Origin of the sequence: Streptomyces sp. NPDC050485 (assembly GCF_044458185.1) — a bacterium.
Taxonomy (GTDB): Bacteria; Actinomycetota; Actinomycetes; order Streptomycetales; family Streptomycetaceae; genus Streptomyces.
Map to the genome: position 1 here is coordinate 107,867 of NZ_JBITHR010000019.1, position 14,983 is coordinate 122,849.

17 protein-coding genes are annotated in these 14,983 nt (G+C 70.2%); 9 read left to right on the forward strand and 8 right to left on the reverse strand.

What is annotated here, in order from left to right; translation table 11 throughout:
- Window positions 1–100: 100 nt before the first annotated feature.
- Window positions 101–736, forward strand: a complete 636-nt coding sequence (locus ACIBK6_RS31290) for a hypothetical protein (RefSeq protein ID WP_399054861.1) — start codon at window positions 101–103, stop codon at window positions 734–736.
- A gap of 84 nt (window positions 737–820) precedes the next feature.
- On the opposite strand, the gene ACIBK6_RS31295 is transcribed toward ACIBK6_RS31290, so the two are convergent.
- The 5 genes from ACIBK6_RS31295 to ACIBK6_RS31315 all read right to left on the reverse strand — a co-directional run bounded on the left by ACIBK6_RS31295 (window position 821) and on the right by ACIBK6_RS31315 (window position 3,285).
- Window positions 821–1,558 carry a hypothetical protein gene (locus tag ACIBK6_RS31295; protein ID WP_399054863.1) on the reverse strand — a complete coding sequence of 246 codons (738 nt, stop codon included), beginning with the start codon at window positions 1,556–1,558 and terminating at the stop codon, window positions 821–823.
- Window positions 1,555–1,827 carry a hypothetical protein gene (locus ACIBK6_RS31300; protein ID WP_399054865.1) on the reverse strand — a complete coding sequence of 91 codons (273 nt, stop codon included), beginning with the start codon at window positions 1,825–1,827 and terminating at the stop codon, window positions 1,555–1,557. Before ACIBK6_RS31300 ends, ACIBK6_RS31295 begins: the two co-directional genes overlap by 4 nt.
- Before the next feature lie 396 nt (window positions 1,828–2,223).
- On the reverse strand, window positions 2,224–2,535 hold the full coding sequence (locus tag ACIBK6_RS31305) for a hypothetical protein (RefSeq protein WP_399054867.1): 312 nt from the start codon (window positions 2,533–2,535) through the stop codon (window positions 2,224–2,226).
- A gap of 73 nt (window positions 2,536–2,608) precedes the next feature.
- Entirely contained in the window at window positions 2,609–3,136 is a 528-nt protein-coding gene (locus ACIBK6_RS31310; RefSeq protein WP_399054869.1) for a hypothetical protein, read from the reverse strand.
- The gene (locus ACIBK6_RS31315) at window positions 3,115–3,285 is read right to left on the reverse strand and encodes a hypothetical protein (protein ID WP_399054871.1); all 171 of its coding nucleotides are present in this window, start codon (window positions 3,283–3,285) and stop codon (window positions 3,115–3,117) included. The genes ACIBK6_RS31310 and ACIBK6_RS31315 overlap by 22 nt, the downstream gene beginning before the upstream one ends.
- Window positions 3,286–3,620: 335 nt before the next feature.
- Here ACIBK6_RS31315 and ACIBK6_RS31320 point away from each other — a divergent pair, with 335 nt between their 5' ends.
- Together ACIBK6_RS31320 and ACIBK6_RS31325 are read left to right on the forward strand one after the other, a co-directional pair.
- Entirely contained in the window at window positions 3,621–4,085 is a 465-nt protein-coding gene (locus tag ACIBK6_RS31320; protein ID WP_399054873.1) for a hypothetical protein, read from the forward strand.
- 152 nt (window positions 4,086–4,237) lie between these two features.
- A complete protein-coding gene (locus ACIBK6_RS31325) occupies window positions 4,238–4,498 on the forward strand; it encodes a hypothetical protein (protein ID WP_399054874.1) in 261 nt (86 codons plus the stop codon).
- 338 nt (window positions 4,499–4,836) lie between these two features.
- Here ACIBK6_RS31325 and ACIBK6_RS31330 read toward each other — a convergent pair whose 3' ends face one another.
- On the reverse strand, window positions 4,837–5,418 hold the full coding sequence (locus ACIBK6_RS31330; protein ID WP_399054876.1) for a hypothetical protein: 582 nt from the start codon (window positions 5,416–5,418) through the stop codon (window positions 4,837–4,839).
- Window positions 5,419–5,675: 257 nt separating this feature from the next.
- Here ACIBK6_RS31330 and ACIBK6_RS31335 point away from each other — a divergent pair, with 257 nt between their 5' ends.
- Both ACIBK6_RS31335 and ACIBK6_RS31340 read left to right on the forward strand, forming a co-directional pair.
- A complete protein-coding gene (locus ACIBK6_RS31335) occupies window positions 5,676–6,188 on the forward strand; it encodes a hypothetical protein (protein WP_399054878.1) in 513 nt (170 codons plus the stop codon).
- A gap of 31 nt (window positions 6,189–6,219) precedes the next feature.
- The gene (locus ACIBK6_RS31340) at window positions 6,220–7,692 is read left to right on the forward strand and encodes a hypothetical protein (RefSeq protein ID WP_399054880.1); all 1,473 of its coding nucleotides are present in this window, start codon (window positions 6,220–6,222) and stop codon (window positions 7,690–7,692) included.
- A 219-nt stretch (window positions 7,693–7,911) separates the two neighbouring features.
- Here ACIBK6_RS31340 and ACIBK6_RS31345 read toward each other — a convergent pair whose 3' ends face one another.
- Entirely contained in the window at window positions 7,912–8,349 is a 438-nt protein-coding gene (locus tag ACIBK6_RS31345) for a hypothetical protein (protein WP_399054882.1), read from the reverse strand.
- A 191-nt stretch (window positions 8,350–8,540) separates the two neighbouring features.
- On the opposite strand from ACIBK6_RS31345, the gene ACIBK6_RS31350 reads away from it, so the two are divergent.
- The 3 genes from ACIBK6_RS31350 to ACIBK6_RS31360 all read left to right on the forward strand — a co-directional run bounded on the left by ACIBK6_RS31350 (window position 8,541) and on the right by ACIBK6_RS31360 (window position 10,794).
- Window positions 8,541–9,065, forward strand: a complete 525-nt coding sequence (locus ACIBK6_RS31350) for a hypothetical protein (protein WP_399054884.1) — start codon at window positions 8,541–8,543, stop codon at window positions 9,063–9,065.
- Window positions 9,066–9,638: 573 nt separating this feature from the next.
- The gene (locus ACIBK6_RS31355; RefSeq protein WP_399054887.1) at window positions 9,639–10,298 is read left to right on the forward strand and encodes a hypothetical protein; all 660 of its coding nucleotides are present in this window, start codon (window positions 9,639–9,641) and stop codon (window positions 10,296–10,298) included.
- Window positions 10,299–10,620: 322 nt separating this feature from the next.
- Window positions 10,621–10,794, forward strand: coding sequence for a hypothetical protein (locus ACIBK6_RS31360; protein ID WP_399054890.1), 174 nt, complete (start codon window positions 10,621–10,623; stop codon window positions 10,792–10,794).
- 161 nt (window positions 10,795–10,955) lie between these two features.
- Here ACIBK6_RS31360 and ACIBK6_RS31365 read toward each other — a convergent pair whose 3' ends face one another.
- Window positions 10,956–11,903 carry an endonuclease domain-containing protein gene (locus tag ACIBK6_RS31365; protein WP_399054925.1) on the reverse strand — a complete coding sequence of 316 codons (948 nt, stop codon included), beginning with the start codon at window positions 11,901–11,903 and terminating at the stop codon, window positions 10,956–10,958.
- Window positions 11,904–12,477: 574 nt separating this feature from the next.
- Here ACIBK6_RS31365 and tap point away from each other — a divergent pair.
- Complete coding sequence (tap, locus tag ACIBK6_RS31370) at window positions 12,478–14,979, forward strand: telomere-associated protein Tap (protein WP_399054892.1); 2,502 nt, start codon at window positions 12,478–12,480, stop codon at window positions 14,977–14,979.
- The last annotated feature ends 4 nt before the right edge of the window (window positions 14,980–14,983 follow it).

Genomic DNA, 14,983 nt, shown 5'->3' on the forward strand with positions numbered 1-14,983 from the left:
GCCCAGCCACAGCGGGAGCGCCCGGTGTAGGGCGGGGCGGGGGCGATGTCAGCGCTGGCGCTTAGAGTGCTCGGGTATCCAGGGGGACGAGGAGAAGCAGATGATCACCGGACACTTCAGCGCGCTCGACGTCCTTGTGCTGGCGCCCCCGGTCCTGGCGGCCGTTCACCTGTTGCTGCCGCGGCTGTTCAAGGTCCGCCCTGACCTGCTCGGCCGTCGCGCGGCGGTTTTCGCCGGCCTGTGGGTTCTGATGTGGGCGGTCGCGCTGGCTCTGCCGCGCCTGGGCGAAGCGGTCGACGGTGAGCTGGGCGGTGGGCAGTCGGCAGTGGTCGGCTCCCCGGTTTTCGCCGGCGTGATGTCGGCGGCCGTCGCGGTGGCGCTCGCGGGTACGGCGGTGAGTGTGGTCCGCGCGTGTCGGCGGCATGTCCGGCTGCGCCCGGTGGCGGAGACGGAGCTGCCCGTGTTCCGCGAGATCCTTGCGGATGCGGATCGGTCGGGCGGTCCTGAGGCCGAGTGGGCGGAGTCCTGCCTCCACGAAGCGGAGACGGCTCTCGGATCGGGGCATGGGTCGGCGGCCGTGTGGCAGCTGCACTCGGCCGCTGCCGTACTGGCCGAGGCCGAAGACCAGGGCGGCGCCGGCCGCAGGGCGGCGGAAGTCCGTGACCGCCTCCAGGCCGCCGGGGAGAAGGAGAGGGTCTTCGACGCCCATAGCCCCGGTTATCACTCGGCCGTCTGAAACAACACAGCACAGCAGGAGCCCCGCCCGAGATCGATACGCGGCGGGGCTCCGTGCTGTGCGGGTGGGCGTGGGGCCGGTGCTTCAGCCCGTGGGGTCGTCGTAGGCGAGGTGGGCCAACAGCAGCACCGATGGGCGTCCGAGGAAGTCGTCGGGATCACCGTGGTTCCGGTACAGGGTCAGGCCCGCCTCCGCGAGGGTGAGCAGCTGGGAACGCGAGAGCGCCTCGTGGATGTCGAGAGCGTCGGGCTGGCCTTCGTCGATGTCGTCCAGGACGCCGGACAGGAAGTGCAGCAGGCGAGCGGCCTCGGGCGGCAGGACCGGGCGGGCGAAGCGGGCGTAGTAGAGGGTGTGGCAGGCGCGGGCGAGGACTGCCAGGTCCGTGAGGGTGAGATCGGCGCGGGTGACCGGCACGATCGCGGAGTCGGGCAGGCCGAGCACCCGCCACAGTCCTTCCGGGGCGCGGCTGGGCCGGACCGGTGCGGTGGAGCATCGCGGGCACGGGCTGCTGGACGGGAGGAACTCGCCGCAGCCGGGTCCCCCGCACAGGTCGGCGACGAGCGCGTTCGGGACGAAGCGCAGCTCGATCCGGCCGTCGCCGGTACGGAGGTTCAGCGTCTGGGGGTGGGTACTCGACACGCTGCCGGCGGGCTGGGCGCGCAGCACGCGCCGGACAGTCAGCAAGACATCGAGGCCGGGCAGTTCTCTCTGGCCGGGGTCACCCGGCGGCGCCCAGCCGGTGGTGGTGCGTACGTGGACGAGGTAGTCGGCGTCGGGGTCGATCATCTGGCGGGCGGCGGCGTAGGCGAGTTCGGGGGTCATGCCGGTACTCCGTGCGTGAGAGGGCGGGGGTGTGCGTGTTCGCCGCCGTTGTTCACCTCGACGAGCAGCAGACCGGGACCCTCGCCCTGGTCCTCGATGTGGACGTACGGCACTTCGGTGGCGGGGCCCCACTGGGCGCGGCGGCGGATGAGGACGCTGACGCCGAAGACCTGGATCTCGTAGACGTCGCTGGGGGTGTTGTCCTCCGGGGAGGCGTCGACCACGGTGATCAACGCGTCGCGGATGCGGTGCAGTTCGGGATCGGGCATGGGGGTTCCTGGGGCTGTCGGCGTGGGGGAGTAGGTGGCGGGGCGAGGGTGGAGTTCTGCAGCAGCGCGAGCTTGTCGTGTGGCGTGTGTGGTCGATCGCGTCGAGCACCTCCTGGTCGTCGGTGTCGTCGCACGCCCTCTGATGGGCTTCGGCGCGCAGCGCTACGCAGAGGAGGCCCGCTGCGTCGTGGGGGCGCATGGGGGCCTCGGGGCGGGGTGCCGGGCCCTTCGGGCTCCGCCACCCCGAAGGGGAGGCGTGGTTCAGGCCGAAGCTTGTCTGTGGTCAGCTCGTGACGACCTGGTTGAGCGGGGGAAAGGGGTGGGTGAACTCCTTCGTGGTCTGTCCCTCGTGGTTCTCTCCAGCCGGGAACTTGGGGAGTGTTGGGGGTACGTGCTTCAGGTGGTGACCAGCGGCTTGTGGGCCGACCGCTCGGCGAGGGCGGCGCGGCCCGGCTCGGTGATCCGGCAGACGTTCGCGTCCCACTCGGCCAGGCCGGCCCGGACGAGCAGGCCACAGGTCTTGGTGGTTCGCCCCCAGGTGCCGACGAACCACGACATGGCGGTGGCGTCGAGCGGGCGGGCGTCGAGCTTGGCGAGTGCTTCCCACATCGTCGGTGTCATGCGGTGGACGGTGGAGACGGTGACCGTAACGGTGACGCTGGTGTGCGTGACGGCGGTCAGAGCGTGGGTGGTGGGGTTGTTGGCCATGATGGTGGTCCTATCCGGGGACGGGCGGGGGCCGCGCAGCGGACGTAGCCCCCGTGGGCGGGCATGCCGGGCGTCAGGCGATGTGGAGGCCGGGCGGGTCGAAGGTGACCGTGAGGACGCTGTCGTCACCAACTTCGTGCGCCAGGGCATGGTCGACGAGGAAGCTCCGGCACTGCCCCGTCCAGCCGAGGTTGACCGTCCGTCGCAGGCCGTCGGCCAGGACGACCTGGGTCTCGTCGGCGAGCCAGACGTAGCCGTTGTCCTGCTCGGTGGTTTCGAACTCGGCTGTCACGGGCGCGCCGTGCTCGGCGGTGGTCTTTTCGTCCAGCGCCGCGCGGACGGCTCCTTCGACGTGCCGGGGCAGAACCTGCTCGCTGTGCGCGGTCATGAGGTCCTCCGCCCGGCGGTAGATGGCGAGCAGCGTCTCGAACGGCAGCTGGCCGTCGTCCATCTCGACAGGGACCGTCTTGAGGGAGTCGCGGATCACGTCCGCGACGGCGCCGGCAACGTGGTCGATGCCCGGGGCGGCGCCGACGGTCTGGAGTACGGCCAGCGGCTCGGAGCCGTCGGCCTGGACGGTCAGGTTTCCGTGGGGGTCCACGGTGATGACGAAGCGTCGTGCCTTCCGTCGCGGTGCTGGATCGCGCCGGCGGCCCGATAGGGGGTGATCAGCGCGGTCTCCCAGTCGTGGCCGAGAAGGTCGACGGTCGCCGTGGCGAGCGCTGGAAGGTTGAAGCCGGTGGTGGTCATGGTCGGCTCTCTGCTCGTACGGGCGTCTGGGCGTGGGGGAGAGGTATGCCGGCTCCGGAAGGGGGTGTCGGGGGCGGCGGGCCTCCAACAAAAACAACACTACACATTGGAACATGAATAAGCAACAGAGTTCGACGGGTTCGCATCGCGCCGCCGGGTCGAACGCTGTCGGGGGTCGCTCGGCGGCGCGGCATCTCGCCCGAAGTTTCAGTGGGCGGTTCGACGTCTCGCCGAGTCTCTCGGTGGCTCGCGTCATCCGAAGCTCCCGGGGTTGACGCCGTCCGTCAACTCTGCGTAGGGTTGACGGACAGCGTCAACCCTCCCTTGGAGCTTTCATGCCCGAAGACCGCGATCCCTTGCTCGAACAGATCTACTCCGAGACTCAGGCCCTGGTAGCTGGCCTGGAGCTGCTCTTGGGCCCCGACTTCCTTGAGCAGGCGATGCAACTGCGCTGGCAACTCGAAAACGCCGCGCGCACGTCCGCCCGCGTCCTGCGCTGCGACGACGATCGAGAAGCAGCGGGCAAGGCAACCGAGTTGCTGTGTGCGCTGTTTCCCGGCGAGACGCCGATTCCGGACGACTGGTGGTCGAGCCCACTCGGGCGGGCGTGCGCGATGACCGCTGGCCATCCCACTGCCGAGCACGTCTCATACAGCGTCGCCGGCGCCATGCTTGGCGGCATCAGCCGCCAGCGCATCGGAGTCCTGGTTGACGCAGGAAGGCTGGACCGGCACCCCGACGGGGGTGTCACTGTTGTCTCCGTCCAACAGCGCCTCAAGAGCCAGTCGCCGTCGGCCTGAGACGCCCCCTGTACATCAGTTACATGAGCCATGGGACAGCCCTAGAGGTCACGCAGATGTCAGCGGGTAGGTACGGAGTGACCTCGCCAGTTCAGGTGTACGCCGCCGGAATCCGGGCAAGCGGCGGTGAAGAACGGACCACGAACAACGGGGTGAACACCATGCACGGCGGCGGAGGGTTCAGCGGGGGCGGCCACCACGGGGGTGGATTCAGCGGGCACCATCACAGCGGGGGGCTGGGCTACCACGGCACCCACCACCATCACACTGGGGACTCGCAGGGCTTCGTCGGGATCCCCTTGTTCCGGCGTCGTGGAGCATCAGGCGATGCCGCGGGAGTGACTCCCCTGCGCCTGGTGCTCGGTCTGCTGCTGGCCGGGCTCATCATCGGGGCGCTGAGGGCGGCCTACTAGGCCGGTCGACGAAGCACTGACATCGACGGCGGGAGGCAGCTGAGCCCGACCCCGCCTCATGGTTCCGGTGAACGGCGATGCAGTCGAAGTCACTTGATCCATGACCTGAATTCTCCTCTGATGCCAAGGTTACGAGACGGATTCTCAACGAGTCCCGACATGCTCCGAGGACCCGAGGCGGACCCCTGCGAGCCGACCTGGCCGTATCGGCGGGTCCTCCATCCGCCTGAAGGCGCCCTCACAGCCCTCGCGCTGCCGTGGGCGTGAACCGCGCCCAGCACGCCGGAGGGCCGGCAGGCCCGCGCTCCGGATGGGGGCCGGCGTACGGTCGCGGATGCTCAGGAGAGGCAGGCGACGCCGAGCTGTACGGTCCGCCCGCACGGAAGACGTCCCCGCCCGTCCAGCCCGCTGTCGGTGCGCCGCGTCCGGAGCCGCTCCAGCCCTGCACCGGCGGCAGCGGCGACGGCTTCCAGCTCGGCACCGCTCGCCGCGGTCGCAAGCAGCTGCACCGTGAAGGTCCGGCCGTCGTCCTCCACCCACAACTGCGCGCCCGGCAACAGATCGTGGTCCAGTCCGGCCGTCCACGCCGCCAGCGACCGCAGCAGCCCCGCCGCCGCCGACGTGGATGTGACACGGACCTCCGCCCCGGCGCCGCGCACCGGCGGAGCCATGGCGGCGACCAGGACCAGGCCGTCGTCCAGATCGGCCGTCAGTACACCATCGACGCCCGGCGGGCCCGCCACCTCGCCGCCCGCCACCGCAGCCAGCCGCACCAGGCTCACCGACGCGGCCGGACCGCTCGCGCACACCTCCGCCTGGATGTCCCGGTCGCCCACGCACAGCCGCACCGGTTCCAGTGGTCCGCAGACATCCAGCAGCCGGGCGACAGCTTCCAAGCAGTGCGCCAGAGAAGGTGACATGGCCACCATTCTCACCGCCGGACCGCCCCCGCGTCCCGAGGACGGCGACAACCACCGGCAGCCCCGCCCTCGGCCGGCCCGTACCCGGTTTCAGACAACTCCCGGAGGCGGCCGGGCCCGTCCCGATACGATGGCCTGGCCAGGAGAGCCGGTCCCTGGCGGGATTCTCCCCGCGAGCGCGGGGACGCGGCCCGCTCCGGCGCGGGCCGGCCGTCATGCCCGCACCAGGGCTCCCGCCGCCTCCTGGAGAATCCGTTTTGCGTACCCTCACCATCCCGCTGAACGCCTCCTCGCCGCACGCCCGCCTGGTCCTCGCCGACACGGACGCCGGCGTCGCCGTATGGGTGTGCGCGCCAGACATCAGCACCGTCCGGAAGCGGATCGTGCAGACCGGTTCCGTCGCCCGGCACCACGCCGCCGAGCTGGGCGAGTTCCTCCTCCAGTGCCCGGAGCCCGACTATGAGCCCGAGCGCGGGCAGGACCAGGCCACGTGGCTCGCGAAATTCGTCGCGGGCAGCAGCCCCCGTCCGCTCACGGACTTGGATCTGCGGCTCAACCGGGGCCGTCCGCACCCCCGTTCCGACCGGCCACAGGGCCTCCTGCGACGCCTCGCCCCCGCAGGCAGCCCCCTGCTGCTCACGGCCCTCAACGTCCCCGTCCTCAGGGCGGACGAGCCGCCGCCCGGACACACCACCGGGGCCGAGGCGTACGTCGGCCACATCCACCGGCTCGGCGAGCAGCTGATCAGCCTTCACCCGTCCGCCGCCTGAGATCTGTGACCGTCCTACAGAAGAGGAACCCATGACCGCCGCTCTTACCGACCGCATCCGTCCGCCGCTGCCCACCCCCCTCCACCACCGGCTGTGGAACGGCCTGACCTGGGGCCCCTTCCGAGGTTCGCTGCGCCGCGACGGCGCCCAGGGACGGCGCCTGCTCGCCGTGGCCCGGCAATGGGAGGAAGAAGGGCTGGTCAACGTCCACCTCCTCGGCCGGCAGGACTGGGTCGCCGAACTCGTGCCGGCCATGCGCCAGCCGACGTCGCCGCACACGGCGCCGACGGTGCGGCTCGGCGTCCTGGGCGCCGAATTCCTCGAAGGGACACGGGAGTCCGACTTCGACAGGGCGGCCCTGAGCGCCGTGACGGACGCAGTCCGCGATGTCTTCGGCGACGAGGCCCGCCACTACACCTACGAACAGGTCAGGACCGATGCCGGCGAGCTGGCGGGCTGGACGTGGAAGCACTACCACCGGGCGCACTGGGTGACCGTGGACGCGGCCGTCTCCCCGAACGACATCACCGAGCAGGAAGTCGCCGACTACCACGCGGTGAAATGGCCCTTCCCCAACTACGACCCCACCAGCGCGCAGGAGGCGGTCCGCACCACCTACGCGGCCCACCGCGAGGAGACCGCCGCGGCCAAGAACGCCGCGCGCCGCGTGTGGCCGGCCGCGACCGGGTTCCGCCCCCACAGGGACCAGGGCGAGCTGATCGGATACCTCTTCCGGGCCGGGCCCCTGGACGCCCCCGAGGCATGGGTGACGGCCGACGGCAGCACGGTGGACCACCTCGGCCACGACTACCGGTCCCGCGCGGACACCGCCCTGCGCGAGGCCCACTACGCCGCCGCTCGGAAGAAGGCCGCCGCGGCCGTCGCCCAGGCGATGCTGCCCCACCTCGACGAGGAACAGGCGCGCGCCGCGCTCGACGAGCCGGACCGCAGCGCCGACCTGTACCCGGTCACCGACAACGAGCGGGTACTGGGCTACCTCGTACAGGTCGGCAGGGGGATGGCGCACGGATACGGGTGGATCACCACCTGCCGCTCCCGCCACATCCGCCCCGAGGACTCCCGCGAAGACGCGGAGACGGTCCTGCGCGCCGCCCTGGCCGACGACCTCGCCCAGAAACGCACCACAAGCTCAGAGCCCCGACCGCTGCAACCGCAGACGCCCCTCCTGACCGCCGCCGGTGCTCGGGAGACGGCGGCCCGCGCGATCCCGGCCGGGACCGTCGCCGTGGGCTGGACGGAAGTCCGCAGCGAACCCGAGGACGAGCTGATCGGCTGGCAGTTCGAGCTCCTCACACACCACGAGGGAGCCTCGCCGAGCCCGGGGTGGATCACCCGCCACGGCACCCTCAACACCGACGTCCGCTACCCCCACCTCCACACCAGGCGGCTGCGCGAGCTGACCGAGCAGACCTCCGCACAGCAAGAGCTCCTGGAGATGGGCTACGCCCACGCCGTCGCGAAGGCATCGACCCTCACGACCTGATCCCGCACACACCGACCACCTGCAGCCCGCCCGCCGGTGGCATCGCAGCGGATAGCAGCCGGGCCGAGGCACCGATCCGGCGGGCGGAGAGGAGCCGCCGGACAAGGGCCCGGTGGCAGAGCCGTCAATTCTGGCCGGGCGGTTGCCCGGGGCTGGGGTGTTCTCGAGTGGGGGCTGGCCTGTGGCACGGTGAGGGTTTCGTAGATCGTTGCCCGCTCGTCAGAGTTCGTACGGGGTCAGAGCCTGCAAAGCAGCGTCGTACTGGCGGCGGTCGAACTTGAACGGGCCGAACTCCGTGTAGTCGCGTGTCGTGCGGTGGGGTTGTTCGAAGCAGTCCCAGATCACGAGATCGGCCGTCACGGTGATGCGGGCCATGAGGGGCCAGCATCCCACCTCACCGCATTCGCAGCCGAGCACGGGCGTGTTTGGTCCCAGTGCGTCGGTGGACCGTCCGTGAAAGTGATCTCCCATCGGGCCGAACCGAAAGATCTGTGGGATGAGACCGCCGTAGGCGTCGCCGGCGGGCTGCATCCCAGCGTCAGTCTCGAACCTGTCGATCAGCTCGGTAAGTGGTGTTCCGTTGATGCGTGGAACGACCTCAAGCACTTCACGGTCATCGCGGATCTGGCAGTCGAACTGGATCTCATTGCTGGCCACCTCCTGATTGTCCCAGCTCGTCCCTTCCTTCCTCCCGCCCGGCTCTGTTGGGCCGGGGGCAGAGGTGGCATGCCGGGGTTGATTGCAGTGCCGCCGGATGCGTGCGGTCGATCCGGCTGCTGGTCGCGCAGCCGGTGCCATCTCAGGCGTGGGTTCGTGCGCTCGCGGCTCCGTTCGGTGAGGCTGGGCGGGTGAGCATCCAAAGTGAGCATCCGGTGAGTGCTGATCAGGTGTACGCGGCGCTGGTGGCGCTGGGGGCCGAGCCCGTACTTGATCCCGAGCTCCGGCCGCATGGCCCACAGGAGGAAGACTGCCGGCGGCTGCTGGGGGGCCTGCTGGCCAAGGTCGAGCTGGAGATCACCGCGGCGGTGCGGTTGGGGAACGACCAAGACGAAGGTGAAGCGCTGATCGGGTGGATCGAGCAGGTGGGGCCTGACGACGCGCTGTCGACCAACGTGCTGATCAATCGGCTGCAACGCACCGGGGTGCAGCTCATGGGACTCGACGAGGAGGAGACACTCCCGGGCCGGATGGCATCCGCCATGGCCATGGCCGTCGCAGCGGACACGCTCGGTGCCCACCTCCACTTCCAGGACAACGACGTAGACGGGGTCCGGAGGTACCTAGGCCGGGCGGAGACAGCCCTCATCGAGATCCAGCGGAACATCCATGACCTCCGTGTAGCCGTTGGCGACGCTGAGGAAGAACCGGACTGAACGGGGCGGTCCAACACCACCGTCACAGGTCAACGAGACCCGACATCCGAGGCGGCTTCGCGGGTCGTAACGCTGCCGTGGTCGCAGGGCCCGCCGCGCTCCGCCCGAGCCAGAAGCTCGGTCTCGCCGGCCGCCCGTCACCACACCGGTAGTCAGAACAGGCAGGCGACGCCGAACTGCACAGTCCGGCCGCACGGGGCTCCGCCCGTCCAGCCCGTTGTCCGTGCTTCGCGACCAGAGCTGCTCCAGCCCTGCGTCGGCATAAGCGGCGGCCGTCAGATAGCCCTCAAATGCCGGGGCCGGCGGGTCGGAACTGGGTTGTCACGCGGAATCCGCCGGAGCCACAGGCCGAGAGCCTAATGTGGCAGAAAGTGCCCCGGTGAAGCGGATTGGGATGGTCGAAAGCTGCCGTTGGGGAGCTTGCCGAAGAGGACGTCCTCCCTCTCGGCGAGGGAAGGGAAGGCCCGTTCGGGGGCGGGCAGAGTCCGATCCTTCTTGGCCGGTTGATCGCTTCAACATGCCTGTGCTCGACATCTATGCTCTGTGGCAACGGCGTACGGGGGAGGGCGGCGGGTGCACCGCAAGCGGTGGGTGATGAATGTGCGGGTGCTGGCGGTACTGATCGGTGTCGTGTTGACGGCAGTTGGCTGCGGCAACAGCGCAACGCCGCCCAGCAACAAGGGGAACGGCTCGCCGACGGCGACTCCCGACCCGGCGGCGCTTGTCAGCCTCTCCCAACTCAAGAAGGTCCCGGACCTGCAGAGCATGCCCAACGGATGGAAGACCGGCAGGCTGCATCTGAGCGGCCGGGACGTGGGCAAGGACTGCCCCAGGTCCTCGAACGTCTGTGCCGGAATGACGAGCAGCGCCACGGCGCAGTACGACAACGCGGACAGCACGGGGAACGTCTACCTCGAACTCGCGGCGTACCAGGACAGGGATACCGCACGGGCCGGGTACACGAGCCGCTCCGCCTCCTTTGCCAGTAAAGACGACCGCCAGATTTCCATGCCTGCAGTCGGTAATGCCAGCGTGGCGCGAACGGGGTTCAGTATCTCCGGTCATCCTGTGACGTCGATGGTGATGCGGGTCGGCACCGTGGTCGTTGCGCTGGCTTATACGCATGAGGACAAGGCCGATTCGCAGGTGCTGCTGTCCGTGGCGCGGACGCAGGCGGAGCGGATCCAGCAGGCTCAGCGAGGTGAGACACCCATCGCTTCGCTCGCCGGCTAGTTGAGCGCCTGATGCATTCAGGACCACTGCTCCCACGCGGCAACCACAGCCATGACCTCATCCGGGGACGTCGTGCGGCGGCGACCTGGACTCGAAGGTGTACGCCACGGCGCGGGCTCCCGCGCCGTGGCTGTCCACGAATCCGTCAGCGACGTCGACGCGCAGGCCGTGACCGCGGACGGACGGTGACTTTGCCGTCCGCGGCGGCGGCGGTGGCGGTGGCGGTGGCGGTGGCGGTGGCGTGCGCGGGGCGGTGCCCACCGGCACCGTGACGACCGCCGGGAGGCGGCCGGTGTGCTTGAAGTGCAATACACCTTGAAACGTGTCGGACCGCACCGAAGATTTCAGCGCCCACCGGCAGCGTCAGCGGCTGGGTAAGCGGCTCAGGGTGCACGATGCGGATCTCATCCGTGCCGGGGTGCGCAGCCCTGCGATGGAGCACGCCGTCCGGGATCACCTGCGCTGCTACACCGGCCGCTCCTACCCGCGCGGCTAGCGCGAGCCGCTGGCACCGCGCTGGGCTTCCACCACCGGGGAATCCCTTCGAGCCGACTCCGCTCGTCTGCGCACCGTCCAGGTTGCACCGTCCCCGGGTCCGGGTCGTCCGGATGCCGTGCGCGAACGCCCCGGACCGGTGCCCGGCAGCGGCCGAGGTGCTCAGTGCCCGCGGGTGAGTACGTGCAGTGCGTCCCGGATCCGGTCACTCGCCTGGTACAGCCCTCGTCGTTCAGCCGGGGTCCAGGGCTGCTCCGGGTCTTTGCGGACTGGCAGGTAGAGCACGGTGGACAGCATGATCAGGCCGACGTCGTCCGAGGTGATCTCGAGGGACTCCGCGCGGCCGCGGCGCTTCCAGCAGCGGCTGGGGGCCACCTCGTTGAGGATGCCAGGAATGGCCTCCTCCAGTCGGCGAGCGTAGGCCCCGGGCAGGACCACGGTCGCCGTTTCCAAGGGCTGCGGCGTTGACGGCGCCTCGGTCGGGCTGTCGAGCCAGAACACTTCCGTCGGTTCGGCCGGCCATCGCGGCCTTCCGGAGTGGTAGGCCTGTCCGGGCAGTTCCATTCCGGTCAGCAACCGCAGCTGGTCCAGTCGCTCGAAGCGGGCCCGGTCAACGGACACCGTCCACCGGCTGCCGCAGTCGCGGTGCGTGCACTGCGCCTCGGCGCTCGCGTGGCCGGCGGACAACTGGGCGAACACGCACTCCCAGATACTGGTCCCGTCGGCCCATTCGGCATGGCCGTAGGCCGGGTGGCGGGCGGGATCGTAGTGCTGCAGGAGCAGTTGCATGGTCGGCAGGATCCGGGCGGCCCGGTTGCGTATCGGCGGGTGGCCGGCCGTCCGGCATCCGGGGCAGCGCATCAGGTGCTCGACGCCACGCCGGGTGTGTACCCAGAATCCCTCGCTCCCGTTGCAGCTGCGGCACAACGGGCCGCGGATCAGGCCGTGGTCGTGGCAGTGGTCCCAGAACGCGGCCGGGTCCGGGCACAGGTCGCACCGATAGACGCGGGCGGGCGGCCGGTAGCGCGGATGGTAGGCGGCGCCGGTGTGCTCGCCGGTGTGGCAGGGCAGCAACGGCGCGCTCTGGGCGGGGAGTTCTAGTGGGGGCATGTGGGTCACGGGCTCAGCCTGGCCTACGCCACTGACAGCGCCGCTCGCATCAGGAGGCGGCGTTCGGGCCGGGCGTGACGAAGGCGGCAACGGCGGCGGTGATCTCGGCGGCGGTGATGCTCGTCGTCCAGAGGGCGTTGTGACTTCCGCCTGCGTGTCGGCCGTCTGGTAGTGCAGCGCGATGCCGTACGACTCCCACGCTGCGCTACTGAAGAACGTACTGAAGTCTTTCGTGCCGTACTGAAAACTTCACTGCGGTCCGACAAAACGTGTCGGGGCGCGCAAAAGGTTGCAGTGGGCAGGCCCCTGACTTGGGCACTGAAATCTCTCGTGCGATGGCCTGGGTCACAGTCGCCGCACGAAACACTTCAGTAGCCGACGGTCCGAGCCGACCGGCAAGCCCCTGACCAGCCTTGACGGCAACTTAGGTTCGCCTCACTGAAATCTTCTGTGTGCTACTGAAACCTTCGGTGCGTCCCGACAAAACGCGAGAAGGCATCGGTACTCCCGGCAGGGGAGTAGGTTAGATTCGCGTTAGATTGTGGTTCTGGGAGTGGAGGCGGAAGTGGACCCGGTGACCGATCCGGTATCGGCGGTGCTCGAACGGATCCCGCTCGACGGTCCGGTGCCGCCGCTGCCGTACCCCGCCGAACGCGTCAGGCTGCGCGAGGACTTCGGGTGGACCCAGGTCCAGCTGGGGACGGCGCTGAGCGTTCGCCGCGAAACGGTCTGGACGTGGGAGTCCGAACCTCCGCGTAGTCCCCGCGGCGCCAAGGGAAAGATGTACGCCAGGATCCTGGCCTACTTCGCCGACGAACTCGCCCGCACAGCCGGGAAGGCCGACGCCTCCACCCCGGCTCCCGAGCCCGAGCTCAATCCTGTGTCGCAGCCGACGGCGGTCGCCGAGGAGTCCCCTCTCCTGCTCGACTTCGACATCGCGGACCCGTCCGACTACGGCTGGGAGGACGCCAGCCAGAGCCCGGCCCCCGACAAGACGGCGGAGCCGGAGTACCCCGAGTACGACGCGCCCGGCTCCTGGACGGACCTGCCCGAGGGCATCACCCGGCCCTGTGCCCGCTGCGGGCAGCCGACGTCATGCCTCGTCGGCGGCCAGCCCCGCCATGTCTACCTCCAGGCCATGGCCAGCATGGGCATGCCCCGCTGCGGAACCCAGCCCCCCGCCGTCCCCGAAGCCCCGCCCACCTCCGCCGCTCCGGTCCCGCCGGGGGCCGCCGCGGCTAGTGCCCCGGCTCCCGCCGCACCGGCGGACCCGCTCGACGAACCGGCCGCCGCCCCGGCGCCCCCGGCTGTTGCCGCGCGTCTCCCGGCCGCGCCGTGCCGCCCGAGTGCCGCCACCGGTGCGGGCTCCCGCCGCAAGGCGGCGAAGAAGCCGGTGGCGCCCGAGCACGCCGATGGTCCGCTGGCCGTCCTCGACATCACCGACGGCGCGCTGACCGCGCACCTGGCCGACGGCCGCACCGTGCCGTGCCCGGCCAAGACCCTCCAGGCCCTGGCCGCGTGGGCGCTGGACAAGAAGAAGATCCGCCTGGGGGCGGCCAAGGTCCACGACAACGGCTTCGACCAGGACCCGCTCCTCATCCTCACCACGTCGGCCGTAGCCCACTTCGGCCTGCCCATCGACCTCGCGGACCAGGAGGAGCTCCGCCTCCCGGCCGACCACAAGACCGTCAAGAGCCTCACGAAGGCCGGATGGGAACTCACCAAGTCGGGCCTCGGCCCTTGGCCGAGGATCTTTAAGCGCCTCGACGGCAAGCGCCACTGCGTGCAGCTCTTCCTTACTCCCTGGGGCGCCCTGGAGGACCGCGTCTGGGGTAAGGCCGGCGACCTGTCTGCGGGCGAACTCGCCAGGATGCTCGGCACCTACGCCCGCCTGGTCATCACCCCCCGCGGCACCGTCGCCGTCACCGGCGAGGAACTCATGACCTCGCTGCGCCCGCCCACCAAGGCCGAATGGAGCCAGGACGAGGGCCGCTACGTCTCGGCGAAGGTGCCCCACACCCTTCACGCCGTTGTCGACCCCGCCCCGTGCGAGGCCCCCGACGAACACCCCGTCGTTGCCGCCGACTACCCCGAGGAGGGCTCCCGGCCCGTCAGCGAAGCCCTCGACGAAGAGGCGTGCATCTGGGTCCGCCCCGCCGAACTGATCACCGACGACGAGCGGACCCGCTCGCACGTCGCGGCCCTGGACGTGCAGACCGCCTTCCTCGCGGCCTGCCGTCGCCTGCACGTCGGCACCGGCCCGGCCGTCCACCGCCCCCGCAACCCCGCCTTCGACCCCGACCTGCCCGGCTCCTGGTACCTGGACCTCTCCCACATCGAGACCGACCCCCGCCTGCCCAATCCCTTCACCGCCAGCGGCGAGCGCCCCGAGGGCCCCGGCTGGTACGCCACCCCCACCGTCGCCTACGCCGTCGAACTCGGAGGCGACGTCCGCCCGATGGAGGCGTGGGTCCGCGAGACCCACAGTCCCTACCTCCAGCCCTGGTACGAGACGCTGCGCGACGCCTACCTGACCGTCATGGCCGACCTCGGCGTCACCGCCGATCTCGACGACGACGCCTTCCTTGAGGCGATGGCCGGCTACAAGGACGGCGACCCGCTCCTGGTCACCCTCACCAACGCCATCAAGGCCACCGCCAAATCCGGCATCGGCAAGCTGCGCCAGCGCCCGAACCTCGGCGTCAACCACGCCTTCGGCGACCCGTGGCCCGCCCTGAAAAGGGTCACGTGGCGGCCCGACATCCGCGCCATGATCCTGTCGAAGGCACGGACCAACATGCACCGCAAAATGCTCAACCTCGCGCGCGTCGCGAACCGTTACCCGCTCGCCGTCAACAACGACTGCGTCGTCTACGCCATCGACGGCCTCTCCCCGCTGCCGGTCCTCCTGGGCCCCGACGGCGACGCGGTCCGCGGCGGCTTCCGCCTCGGCGTCAACCCCGGCTCGGTCAAGCATCAGGGCTCCCAGAGCATCGGCTGGGCCCTGGACCTGCTCGCCGACGGAGTGAACATCGCCAACGAGATCAAGGACGCCTCGCTCGTGCGCGTGGCCTGACATC